This is a genomic window from Candidatus Kapaibacterium sp., from assembly GCA_023957315.1.
GTDB lineage: Bacteria > Bacteroidota > Ignavibacteria > Kapaibacteriales > UBA2268 > PGYU01.
Genome location: JAMLHE010000003.1, coordinates 277,731 through 289,647 on the forward strand (window position 1 = coordinate 277,731; position 11,917 = coordinate 289,647).

At 36.7% G+C, this 11,917-nt stretch carries 17 protein-coding genes; 9 read left to right on the forward strand and 8 right to left on the reverse strand.

From position 1 onward, the window contains the following. The first annotated feature begins 92 nt into the window (after positions 1–92). From M9949_04725 to M9949_04735, 3 genes are read left to right on the forward strand one after another with little or no spacing between them, the layout of a single operon-like run. On the forward strand, positions 93–725 hold the full coding sequence (locus tag M9949_04725; protein ID MCO5250710.1) for a ParB/Srx family N-terminal domain-containing protein: 633 nt from the start codon (positions 93–95) through the stop codon (positions 723–725). Further along, the gene (locus M9949_04730; protein ID MCO5250711.1) at positions 722–1,213 is read left to right on the forward strand and encodes a hypothetical protein; all 492 of its coding nucleotides are present in this window, start codon (positions 722–724) and stop codon (positions 1,211–1,213) included. Before M9949_04725 ends, M9949_04730 begins: the two co-directional genes overlap by 4 nt. Further along, positions 1,192–2,520 carry a hypothetical protein gene (locus M9949_04735; GenBank protein ID MCO5250712.1) on the forward strand — a complete coding sequence of 443 codons (1,329 nt, stop codon included), beginning with the start codon at positions 1,192–1,194 and terminating at the stop codon, positions 2,518–2,520. Before M9949_04730 ends, M9949_04735 begins: the two co-directional genes overlap by 22 nt. Here M9949_04735 and M9949_04740 read toward each other — a convergent pair. Together M9949_04740 and M9949_04745 are read right to left on the reverse strand one after the other, a co-directional pair. Beyond that, the gene (locus tag M9949_04740; GenBank protein ID MCO5250713.1) at positions 2,465–2,686 is read right to left on the reverse strand and encodes a hypothetical protein; all 222 of its coding nucleotides are present in this window, start codon (positions 2,684–2,686) and stop codon (positions 2,465–2,467) included. The genes M9949_04735 and M9949_04740 overlap by 56 nt on opposite strands. Before the next feature lie 57 nt (positions 2,687–2,743). Then, positions 2,744–2,947: a hypothetical protein gene (locus M9949_04745; protein ID MCO5250714.1), complete on the reverse strand. Its 204-nt coding sequence runs from the start codon at positions 2,945–2,947 to the stop codon at positions 2,744–2,746. 117 nt (positions 2,948–3,064) lie between these two features. Here M9949_04745 and M9949_04750 point away from each other — a divergent pair, with 117 nt between their 5' ends. From M9949_04750 to M9949_04770, 5 genes are read left to right on the forward strand one after another with little or no spacing between them, the layout of a single operon-like run. Continuing rightward, entirely contained in the window at positions 3,065–3,553 is a 489-nt protein-coding gene (locus tag M9949_04750) for a hypothetical protein (GenBank protein MCO5250715.1), read from the forward strand. Further along, positions 3,540–5,027: a phage terminase large subunit gene (gene terL / locus M9949_04755; GenBank protein MCO5250716.1), complete on the forward strand. Its 1,488-nt coding sequence runs from the start codon at positions 3,540–3,542 to the stop codon at positions 5,025–5,027. The genes M9949_04750 and terL overlap by 14 nt, the downstream gene beginning before the upstream one ends. Next, on the forward strand, positions 5,027–6,538 hold the full coding sequence (locus tag M9949_04760) for a DUF935 domain-containing protein (GenBank protein ID MCO5250717.1): 1,512 nt from the start codon (positions 5,027–5,029) through the stop codon (positions 6,536–6,538). Before terL ends, M9949_04760 begins: the two co-directional genes overlap by 1 nt. After that, positions 6,528–7,247 (forward strand): phage minor head protein, encoded by a 720-nt coding sequence (locus M9949_04765; GenBank protein ID MCO5250718.1) that lies wholly within the window; start codon positions 6,528–6,530, stop codon positions 7,245–7,247. Before M9949_04760 ends, M9949_04765 begins: the two co-directional genes overlap by 11 nt. Then, positions 7,244–7,843: a phage virion morphogenesis protein gene (locus tag M9949_04770; protein ID MCO5250719.1), complete on the forward strand. Its 600-nt coding sequence runs from the start codon at positions 7,244–7,246 to the stop codon at positions 7,841–7,843. The genes M9949_04765 and M9949_04770 overlap by 4 nt, the downstream gene beginning before the upstream one ends. Before the next feature lie 49 nt (positions 7,844–7,892). Here the strand turns inward: M9949_04770 and M9949_04775 are convergent, their stop codons facing one another. The 4 genes from M9949_04775 to M9949_04790 all read right to left on the reverse strand — a co-directional run bounded on the left by M9949_04775 (position 7,893) and on the right by M9949_04790 (position 9,769). Beyond that, positions 7,893–8,327 (reverse strand): hypothetical protein, encoded by a 435-nt coding sequence (locus M9949_04775; GenBank protein ID MCO5250720.1) that lies wholly within the window; start codon positions 8,325–8,327, stop codon positions 7,893–7,895. 116 nt (positions 8,328–8,443) lie between these two features. Then, positions 8,444–8,737 (reverse strand): hypothetical protein, encoded by a 294-nt coding sequence (locus M9949_04780; protein ID MCO5250721.1) that lies wholly within the window; start codon positions 8,735–8,737, stop codon positions 8,444–8,446. A gap of 29 nt (positions 8,738–8,766) precedes the next feature. Next, positions 8,767–9,222 (reverse strand): hypothetical protein, encoded by a 456-nt coding sequence (locus M9949_04785; GenBank protein MCO5250722.1) that lies wholly within the window; start codon positions 9,220–9,222, stop codon positions 8,767–8,769. Between the two features lie 133 nt (positions 9,223–9,355). Beyond that, a complete protein-coding gene (locus M9949_04790; GenBank protein ID MCO5250723.1) occupies positions 9,356–9,769 on the reverse strand; it encodes a hypothetical protein in 414 nt (137 codons plus the stop codon). 245 nt (positions 9,770–10,014) lie between these two features. Between M9949_04790 and M9949_04795 the strand changes: the two genes are divergently transcribed. Next, a complete protein-coding gene (locus tag M9949_04795) occupies positions 10,015–10,359 on the forward strand; it encodes a YjgN family protein (protein MCO5250724.1) in 345 nt (114 codons plus the stop codon). A gap of 27 nt (positions 10,360–10,386) precedes the next feature. On the opposite strand, the gene M9949_04800 is transcribed toward M9949_04795, so the two are convergent. Both M9949_04800 and M9949_04805 read right to left on the reverse strand, forming a co-directional pair. Further along, positions 10,387–11,613 carry an SIR2 family protein gene (locus M9949_04800; protein ID MCO5250725.1) on the reverse strand — a complete coding sequence of 409 codons (1,227 nt, stop codon included), beginning with the start codon at positions 11,611–11,613 and terminating at the stop codon, positions 10,387–10,389. Continuing rightward, complete coding sequence (locus M9949_04805; GenBank protein ID MCO5250726.1) at positions 11,613–11,831, reverse strand: hypothetical protein; 219 nt, start codon at positions 11,829–11,831, stop codon at positions 11,613–11,615. Before M9949_04805 ends, M9949_04800 begins: the two co-directional genes overlap by 1 nt. Between the last annotated feature and the right edge of the window lie 86 nt (positions 11,832–11,917).

The window sequence follows — 11,917 nt, forward strand, 5'->3', positions numbered from 1 at the left end:
GTTGCTGTAAGTGTTTTACGTAGTAAAGCACGCATTTAATTGTGATGAGATTTAGTTATACTTTGCAGTATTTACGATAATGGAGAGTATCAATGGGATTGAAACTTATATACTTAGACCCGCATGAGCTGGTTGATTACGAAAACAACACAAAGATTCACACAGATGAAGAGATAATCACTCTGGCAAATATAATCAAAGAATTTGGATTTGATGTACCGGTGGTGGTTGATGAAAACAATATTTTAATCAAAGGACATAAGCGTAAACTCGCTTCAATCTACTTAGAGAAGCCTTCAATACCTGTTATTGTTAGAGATGATTTGACTGAAGAACAAAAGAGAGCCGCCCGGATTGCAGATAACAAAGTTGGTGAATCTGATTGGGATATGGATAAGTTGAAGGCTGAATTGTTGGGATTAAGGGATTTCGGTATTGACTTAACGCTGACAGGTTTTGAAAGTGGTGAACTTGGAATTTTACTTGACTTGGATGACAACTTTAGCTTTAATGACGAAAGCGAGGGTGAACCTGATGACATGGAACATGTAGAGGGTGACAAGGACGGCAGGAGCATACTTTGTGAGATAGCTTTTAGCACCAAAGAAATAGCAGAAACTTTCTTGGCTAACATTGGACTTCAAGAACCTAAAATCAAGGGATTTTCAAGGCTCATCAATGGTGACTTAGAAATCAAGTCGGAGTTTTTACAGGTCGCAGAATGACAAGTCACCAAATGACAATTGAAGTTGTGATAGGTCAAGCCGGAGCAGGCAAAACTACCTATGTGATGAACAAATACTTTAACGACAAAATGAAGCTGGTAACTGAACCCATAAAGCACACTACGGACGGCGTGACGTGCCTAATAGGTGATTATACGACAAATGACCGTTGCAAGGGTACAGATACGCTTGCGTACAATTCTTTGCCCAAAATTAAAAAGTTTATATCCGAAAATAGGGATTATAAAATTACGGTCGTAGAGGGTGATAGAATTAACAATAACAGTTTTTTGACATATTTACTTAGCTTAGGGTGTAAACTTTCAATAGTCGCCCTATATTGCCCCTTATTTGAAAGTTTAAACCGTTTAAAAAACGCAAATAGCAAAATTAGCCTAAAGTTCCTAAAAATGACCCGAACTAAAACCCTAAACAACGTAAAAATGCTAATCAGTAAAGGTCAGAAATGCCAAATAATAAAAACATAATACCCCAAGATTACGAATCCCCACGTTGGTCAGCCGAAATTTGCGACTGTTCGATGCCGATGACTTTTGATACTTATTCGAGTTGTTCATTCAACTGCTTGTATTGCTTCTCGTTTAACCAGAAGAGTCACAGTTCCAAGATATACCTGCAACGTCAGGTTAAGTCTGCAAGTCCGAGAAAGGTAGCTACCTTGCTTGAACACGCCCTGAAGGGCGAACCTGAGAAGCTACCAAAGTACAATCAGCAATTTTATAACTATGTTCGGAACAAAACAGTAATCCAATGGGGTGGTCTTGCTGATGCTTTTGATGGTTTTGAGAAGCGATATGGTACAAGTCTGGAGTTTATGAAGATATTCGACCAATACGATTACCCCTTGTCATTCTCGACAAAAGGCACTTGGTTTGCCGATGACAAGCGTTATTTTGATATTATCAAACGGCACGCTCATAATTGGCATTTCAAAATAAGCATCATCACATCCGATAGCATGAAAGCAAAAGCCATTGAACGTGGTGTGGCAAGTCCCAAAGAACGGTTTGAGCTTATTCGGAAACTAACCGATGTTGGCATAAAAGTTACTTTAAGGCTACGCCCTTACATCGTTGGAATATCAGATGATTACAAAGAAACAATCACAAGGGCAGGTCAGGCGGGTGCAGATAGCGTAACAACTGAGTTCTTTTGTCTTGAAACAAGGGCAGATGAACGGCTAAAAAGCAAGTACAAAGAGATGTCAAAGTGGGCAGGTGTTGACTTATGGGATTTCTATAAAGAAAATTCCAAAGGTTCAGGTTACCGTCGATTAAATTATCAATTCAAGAAGCCCATAATCGAAGATATGCGAAATATTGCCCACAACTTGGGTATGCGGTTCTATGTCAGTGATGCCCATCACAAAGAAAAATGTGATTTTACAAGTTGCTGTGGTGTGCCTCCGGAATGGAATGTATCGCAAGGACAATTTACAGAAGCTTTGATTGTTGCCCGGAATCGTGAAGATGGGTTGGTGTATTGGAAAGACATAGAAAAAGACCTAAGAGACATCGCTTATGACGTGAAATTCTACAATGCAACAGGATTTAATACTAATTCAAACAAAGTACGAGCTCAGCGGTACACACAAACCTTGTACGAGTATGTCAAAGAAATCTGGAATACGCCTAAAAATCACAAATCACCATACAGCTACTTTGAGGGAGTTTTATATCCTATCGGTGTAGATGATGACAACAATGTAATTTACAAGATTAATCGTCAGAAATGCGGTCTTTATTATGATTCCAACTCTCAGTGTAAAACTTAATCACTTTGTTGTAGCCACGTTGCGTGAACAATGTGACGGTATCTTCGATGTAGTCTATTCTGGGCTTAAGATACTTCTTTTTGTGTGCATGCAACGCCTGTCGAGTAATAAAAACATTTCTCGATGCTAATTCTTTGACAATTTGACTTTGTGTATAGCTACTCATTTTTCCGTATTTGTGTTCAACTGTAAAATACGAAATTAACTGTTTTATGCGATTTAATCAATCAATTTCTGATTTTGGGGTGTAATGAGCCCTAATTTCATTGTAATTTTCAAGAAATTCGATAGCATCAATGGTTTTTTCTTTAGTTAGTTCGACCACGAAATGCTCTTTGTTGATATGATTGATTAAAAACTTATAGGTTGCTCTGATTGTACCCTGAAAGTACTCATGTGCAATGGTGTTGCTCGCTTTGATTATCATTTTTTGTGCCTTTGTGAATTATTCATTACAAATATAAGTTTCTTTTTACAACTGTCAAACGGTTTATTTTACAAGTGTCAAATTATTTTTATTAACTAATCGGTGTAACTGTTTAATATGTCAACTGATAAGACAAAGCAAATATTTCTCGAACTGTTTCCGAAAAATGCTTTAAATGTCGCTGTAACGTGTCGAAAGACAGGTATCAGTAGAGGTGCATATTACAAATGGTTGAAAGATGATAAAGACTTTGCCGAAAAGATTGATGAAGTAACCGAAAGTTTGAAAGACTTTGCCGAAAGTACGATTATTAAGCTGTTTACAGGGGTTAAGACTAAGCAAACTAAGACCCGGGAAGTAATAACACATCAAGGCAAAAAAGTTAAGCTGTTAGAAGTAACCGAAATTGAACACAAACCGGATTTAAAGGCATTGCTGGAGTGGTTAAAAGCTAAGGCAAAAGACAGAGGTTGGGGTGGTGTAATGGTAGATGATAACCTTAGAGGGCAATTAACTGAGGCAGAATTAGAGGAAATGATGAAACTTAATGTTAATGAGCTTATGGCATTGGCAAAGATTATGGAGAAAGTCAATGTTGCCTCTTGACAAGATAATGCTAATAAGCGAAGCATCGGTTAAGCTATTGGCAGACATGTTCAAAGATGACTTTTACAGCCTTGTACGCTATTATTGGGATGCAATCGAAGATACCCCACTCATTGACAATTGGCATATCAAATACCTATGTGATGAAGTTCAGATTGCAGTTAAGCGAGTAGCTGAGGGTAAACCTAAGCTGTATGACTTATGTTTTAATGTGCCTCCCGGTTCATCAAAAAGCCGTATATTCTCAATCTTTTTACCTGTCTATGTTTGGATATTAAAATCATCAATGCGAGTGTTGACAGCAAGTTATTCAAAGAACTTAGCGGCTGACTTTGCATTGAAATCTCGCGATATAATCCGCTCGGATTTATTCAGAGCCATGTATCCGGAAATCAAACTTAGACGAGATAAGGACCAAACAACAGAATATGAAAATACCAATCATGGAGTTCGAACTGCAACAGGTATTTTTGGCACTATAACAGGTAAACATGCAGATATTATCATTGGTGATGACTTGATTAGTGCTGAGGAAGTACATTCAACGGCAAAGCGTAATAAAGCTAATCGAGTTTTAGCTACTACATTATCACGGCGTAAACGAGACAATAACATCACCTTGACAATCTTGGTTATGCAACGGTTGCATGCAGATGACCCAACGGCTCAAATGCTAAAAAAAGGCAATGTTAAGCATATCTGTTTGCCGGGCGAACTAACAAATGATGTAAACCCACCTGAACTGAAAAACATGTATGTTGACGGTTTGCTTGACCCTGTAAGGTTAAACAGAAGTGCGTTGAATGACATTAGAACTGAAATGGGGAGTTATGGATATTCGGCTCAAATAAGGCAAAATCCTGTTGACCCTGAGAGTATGATATTTAATCCAGCATGGTGGCAATACTTCTCTATCGAACCAACGCTTGATTTGAAAATTCAAGTATGGGACACTGCATATGAGGAGGGTGATTCAAATGCTTATTCAGTCTGTTTGACAGGTGGCGTAAACAGTAAAGGATATTACATCTTGAATAGATTCAAACAACGGTTAATCTATCCCGATTTGCTAAAGAAATCAGTAGAACTATACACAAACGATAATCCGGCATTCGTAGCTATTGAAAAAGCGGCGAGTGGGCGTAGTTTATTGCAAAGTTTAAAGCGTGAAACTAAGCTCCCTCTGAAAGAAATCGAAACGATGGATAAGGTTGTTCGGGCGCATCAACAATCACCCAAAATCGAGAGCGGTTTAGTTTATCTGCCAAAAGATGCACATTGGTTAGATGATTTTATAACTGAACATTCTGAATTCCCGGGCAGTAAATTCAAGGACCAAGTTGATACGCTAACTATCATGCTACAAATCCTTGAACCAAAATACAGAGCCTTGCAAACGAATATTAACAAGGTTTCAACTAAGCAATTAACGACATTTAGACAAAATCAATCAATATACGAAGGGGCATTATAATGAAATTTCGAGATTTTTTTACCAAGAAATCGGATCAGGTTTCTGAAAAAGAGCCGGTACAAGCACAAACAAATACCGAGAATCAAAAAACCGACGGTTTGTTGGGTGTAACGGCAGGTGCTGACTACATGGAGATGGCATTTAATGAACTTCAAAATCCTGATGCAGTTTTGAGGGGAAAAAACAAGGGTGTTGATGAATACTACAAACTGCTTTATGACGGTCATGTATTTAGCTGTGTTCAATCGCGAAAATCCGGGACTGAATGCTTAGAATGGGATATTGACAGAGGTTTAGAACCAACACGGGAAAGTAAATTCATTAAGGCGTTATTCAGTAAGCTAAACTTATACAAAGTAATTGATGAAATGCTTGATGCTGTGCTGTATGGTTACAAACCAATGGAAATATATTGGCATGAAGTCGGAACATTGGATGTTGAAAATGAAGTATGGAAAGGAAATTTTTTGATTCCATCGGCAATAGTCGGCAAACCTCCACATTGGTTTAAGTTTGATAGTGATGAAAATCTTGTTTATGATAGACGAGGTGTAAGGGATGTCCCCCACTCTCGGAAGTTCATTGTTGTTAAGCATAACGACACAGGCGGAAATCCCTATGGTCGGGGTGTATTATCAAATTGCTTTTGGCCATGGGTGTATAAAAAAGCCGTAATGGAGTTCTGGACTCGGTATTGTGAAAAATATGGCAGTCCATATCTGCTTGGTATTTTGGATAAAACAGCCCCAAGTTACAGCCCTGAAGATTTGGCATCTGCTTTATCGGGATTAATCGGTGGTGGTGTAGGTGTATTCTCATTAGATTCGTTGGCAGGTGAAAAGATTGAAGCAATTAGCGCAGGTAGCACTCAATCAGGTGAGACTTACAAGCAAGTTGTGGGCTTTATGAATGCTGAAATCTCCAAAGCGGTATTGTCGCAAACATTAAGCACAGAACAGGGTGACAAGGGAACATTCGCACTTGGTAAAGTTCATATGGATGTAAGGCAAGAACTTGTTGAAAGTGATATGCGATTAATTGAACAAACATTCAATACTTTGATACAGTGGTTAGTCGAATATAACTTTGAAAGTGTTGAACGTATGCCATACTTTGGAATGTACGAAGAAGATGATGTTAATTTGGCGTTAGCTGAGCGTGATTCGAAATTGCTATCGACAGGAAAGATTGTGTTTACCAAGGAACATTACAAAAAATATGGCTTGAAAGATGATGAATTTTACATTCCTGAAGAACCTGAAAATAAACAAGAAACACCCGCATTTAACGAGCATGACGAGCAAGCTAAGGAATTCGGCTCAATAGGTGAAGAAATGTTAAAAGTTGTTTCTGAGGCAATTGAAGGGGCAAAAAGCTATGAAGAAATTGAAGACAAGGTATTTGGTTTGTACCCTGATTTAAATAGCGATAAGCTAATGAAAGCATTAGAGCATTTATTGTTTGTTAGTGAGGGTTTCGGAAGAGTAGAGGGAGCTAAAGATGCGAAATAAAGCATTGCTTATAAAGCTGTTAAAAGCTAAACCTGAGAAGGCTCTGAAGTATCTGTTGCATCGAGGCAAAAACGTTGTGTCGGCTGACGATTGGCAAACACTAAAGGACAAAAGTCACGATACAGCTTTTACCGTTGCAGGTATTACAAAAGCTGATTATCTGCAAGACATTTACAAAGCTGTAGTTGACATGAAAGAAAATGGAGTGCCACTCGAAAAAGCGAACGCTGAGTTAGTTGAACGGCTTAGAAAAAAGGGTTGGATTGGGTCCGGAAATCGTTTTAAAGTTACGCTCGATACAAACATGAAAATTGCTCATTCGCAGGGGTTCTATGAAACAATGTTACGCCGAAAAGACACTCACCCCTATTGGAAATGGAATCAAATTGAACGCAATACTAAACGGCATGACCATACGCTATTGCATGGCAAAGTGTTCAAGGTAGAAGATACGACAATCTTCCCCCCTGCTGATTATGGTTGTGATTGTTCGCCTATACCGATGACAGAAGCAGAATTCAAAAACGGTGGTTACACCCTGTCGGATTCAAGTACGCTCAAGATGACTGATGAATTAAAGGAAAGTATTGACAATTTCGGTTTTCGTCCGGGTAAGGTTTATGAGCCTGACATGGCAAAGTATAGCCCGGAATTGAAGAGAGAAATATTAAAAGCTATGGTCAGACAGAAGCTAAGGAGTAGAAAATGAATGTAAAATCGTTTAACGATGTTATCAAAATAATCAATCAACGCTTAGGGCGATTAAAACCGCCACTTGCTGATGAGATTATGACTGATATTGCCGATATGATTGAACTGTCAATAGCGAAAAACTTTGATGTTGGTGGACGTTGGGACGGCAAAAAAGATGAAATCGGGTTGTTTTCGGGTGGCACTCAAAAGTGGGCAGAACTCGCAGAAAATACCAAGAAGGGATATCGAAAATTAGGTTACTCCGATGAACCTACATTAAACCGAAACAAGAATCTTAGGGCTTCTATAGATGTATTCGCACGTAACGGTAAAGTGTTTATATCGGCAAATGCACCATACGCCGCTATACATCAATTTGGTGGTACAATTAAGCATCCGGGGGGAACTGAATACGGTTACAGATTGAAAAAAGACATGAAATCGGGAAAGATACAGTTCCTAAAAAAGGGTCGTGGTTACAAGGTTTTGGGTAAGACCAAACCACATGATATTTACATCCCGGCACGACCTTATTTGGTAATTAGCCAAGATGACCTTATTTTAGTACTTGATATTATCGAAAAGAAGCTACCTGTGTACCTAAAGGGCTAAACAAAAAAAGCCACTGCAGTAGTGGCTTTTGGTGATAATCGGATAAATTTTATTGCTTTACCTCATGGGCGGATACATCATAACTGATTACGTCCTCTTCGTCAACCATATCTCGGATTGTCATATGGAACGAGCCTGTAATTTTCGGATTAGGGAAGTAAAACTTAATTTGCAAAACCAACGCTTCGTTGCTGTAATTAGTTGGACCGTCATACCTGCTGATAAACTGACGTTTAAGGCTATCGCCGTCATGTGTGATTATGTCGCTCCAAGTGCCGTCGAATACATATTTGCCGATTTTGATATAAGTATTTCTAAACTGAACATCTTCATGCTCTGCAATAGTAAAATAAGGTTTACCCCAACCAAGCATTAGATACCGTCCATCGTAATTTGAGTATTCTGAATTTACAATGTTATCCGTGCCACAGGAAGTAAGAAATAGAGTTGTAATTACCACTAATAAAAATATTGACTTTTTCATAAGAATCGCCTAAAATGTAAAGAATATTCGTTATATCTTAGAACAAAAGTAATATTTTTAACGACATGCAGTATCGCAGGTGCAAAACGCAAACTTTTATCTTTGACACTTACGCCTTATTTCGTCTCTAATGCCATTGCAATCGCGTCTAAATATGTCGAAATCCTTTCGTTAAAGTCTTTGAATAGCTCCCCGAAACCTCCCATTTGTTCATCGAATGTATCTCCATTTTCAACATAGAGTGTGTTTTTACGGCGGAGTTCGAGCATTTTGCAAGTCTCAAGAACTTGGTCATAGGTTAATCCGGTTTTCTTCTGAATGTCTTTTAATGCCTCGATTTCTGAAATAACATCCTCTATTTTATCACAACTGTGATAATTACGAGGTTTTTGTTCAAATAATGTTCCCATTTTAAGTAGCCCTTTGATTTATAAAAAATTTACCTAATCAACCCAACACTTTTGAGTTTTTCGGTATTATTTGTGTTATCAGTATGATTAATCAACCACCAACGTTCAACGGCATCAGCGACGGCATATAAAGCTCCCACGCTAAGATGTTTTAGTTTAACTACTAATTCAGCACCATCAACATCATATTCCTTATCCAAGCCATCATGTTTGATAGCATCTTCAACCGAAGCGTACATCAATCTGATTGTTAAGTCATCAAACAAAGTTCCTTTTAGAGCATGGCAAATCAACAACGCTTCAGTTTCTGTAAATTCCACTTCACGGATAGCGTATTTTAACATTTTATAGTAGCGGTCCATGTCACGTCGAGCGGTTTGATGCACCGGTTCTTCATCATTGCCAACTCTTTCTTTTATTTCTTTCCAAGTGTCTTCCGGCGGGTTGAAATAGACAACTAATTTCTTATTGACTTTCTCTTTCATATACTCACTCAAATATTGTTATAACAGTTTGTTCAAAATTACAATTCTAAATGCTCATATTCAAATATTCTTTTTCTCATTCAAACGAATCTAAGGGAGGCTGTAACCTCCCAAAGTTCCGGACTTAGTCAGCTTATTTTAATTTGATTTCAACAAGTTCCAAAAGTCCAAAAAACAAATCGCCGATGTACACGGTTTCATCAATCAACTTGGCAATGGAAACTACTTTTTCGGAGTGTTTTTCACCCAAAGTAGCTTCAATCTTTAGGTAGTCATTATTAATTGTGATTGCCACTTTTTCACCCTCGATGTAGGTATGATAAATTCTGTCATCGTCATTTTGTTCAAAGCTCAAATGTTCGAGAGTGAAAATCTGACCGTCTTTAGCATTAGCAATTTCACCTTGTGTAGCGACTTGCTCTAATTCTATGAATTCAAAAAGCAAGATTTCTTCAATAAGATTCATAGGATTCACTACTGCCATAGCGTTTTTTTTCAGGTCGAACATCTTAACGTTGATGTTTTGCATCGGTTCTACAGTTTCCATTTCAAATACCCTTTATAAATTGTTTTTAATAGTTTGTGTTTAACACACATGTAAAAATATAACATATTTTTGACATTTCCAAACTATATTTAATTTATTCCAAGAATAATTTAGAACTTTCTAAACTATATTAAATATAGGTAAATTTTGGCTATATTTATCCATGTTACAAATGCCGTATTCTGTCATCATAAAACTTAAGTTTGGATAAGTTCATTTTTCATAAATATTTTTAAGGTAATATCATGTCAGAATCTACAATCAACAATCGTCAGATGGAAGAAGTGCAAGAATCATACTTCGATGGAGGTTTATCATCCCTAATTGGATTGAAGATATTAGGGTTTTTTGTTATCATATGTACTATAGGGCTCGGCTATCCTTGGATTATGTGCAAAATATACAGATGGCGCATCAATCATACTGTAATCAACGGCAGAAGGTTGAAGTTCATTGGGAATGCTACCGATTTGTTCGGGCAATGGATTAAATGGATACTGCTCAGCATAGTTACAATAGGGATATATTCCTTTTGGTTGGTTATCTCCCTTGAAAAATGGCGAGTGAAGAATACAACTTATAACGATTAGAATCTAAAGTTAAATTATAAAATATCATTATCTTCTAATAATTTCATTGATTCTTGCAAAAATTTGTTCATAATCGGCGTTTTCGACTCCGCCTTTAAAATAAAGGAGCTTCTTGCCTCTTTTAATCGAGTTGTAATGACGAAATAGTTTAGGGTTGTGTTTGGATTTTACAAAGTCAGCTAATGAATTAGAAATGTCAATAATAAACATTTTTGCAGGTTCATTGTTGGAAAGCCAATTCCAAAAGGCTTGGTTTATACCATAATCTCCGAACCCATATCCAATAATAATTAGAATATGAGTTTCATCCAAACATTGTAAAAACTTATTGAATGTTCGAGAATAATAAAATTGGTGGTACTCTTCCAATTTATTTTTAGTGCCAATAAGTATTTCAGGGGCATCACTTGTTTTAAAAGTTGAATTGACTCCTAATTCTTGCTTAAATTCATATTGATTTGGACTTTTTATTGTATGCCCCTTTTGAAATTCCGGGGCTCCAATATCTTCAGATAATAGAAAATTATCTATTGAACCATGAAGTTTTAGTAGCTTTGGAGCTTCTTGAGCAAAATTCATTTTACTGTCATACAATTTAATCATATTCCTTCCTTTGCACAACTTTGGTAAATCGCCCTTTAACAGTTTTCGAAAATTTTCATGATATTTCAAGCCTTGTTCACTTAATAACGTTTCTATCAACAAATCATAATTTGTTGTACAGTATGAATTTATTATATTAAATTTAGATAGTCTCTTTATAAAAGAGTTGAATCCATCATATTTATTAAGATTTGTAGGACTTTTTGACATCAAGGACAATAACACATTTTTTGAAATATTGTGGCAATAGCTATCAAGAACATGCTTGAAATAATCTATTTTCTCAAATTCTTTACTATGCACACTTAAAATGGTTTGCAGTTCATTAAGAATGGGGTCTGACAATAAATCAGAACCATCTTTCATGATTCGAAATAATCTATTTATTTCATAATAAACAATCTCATAGTTCAAATCTATTTTTTTGTTTTTATAAATTGAAATCCTTTGTGAGCAAAAATCTAAATATTTATTGATAATGTTGAAATAAAACAAATAATCTTTTGTACGTATCTTAGAATTCAAATCATGTTCAACGATAAATGCTCCTGTCGAATAGCAAATTGCAAGGTCAATTTCTTGCATCTTTGGATAGCCTGCTGGAACAGAAAATCCGCTACCCATAAAAAAGGATATGTTTTTCTTTGTCATCACTTCACTCCCACTTTAACTATTTCTTGCATGAGGCGATTGGTTTCGGTGCGTTTGTTTATCATTTCGCAAATTGTACCATTCAGGATAACTTCTAAGGAATTGAATTCAATGATGATTTTTCCAATTAGTGGTGCAGCATCTTTCAAATACTCCTCACTACTTTCACCGTGATTATCCGAAATATGTTGAATAAAATTTTTATTAACTTTTTTCATTTTTTAACCTACTTTTCTGTCAAATTTAATCTGTTTCATCTTGTTACCTATTGTCCGCTATATCGGGGGAAGGTCAAAGTGTGTAA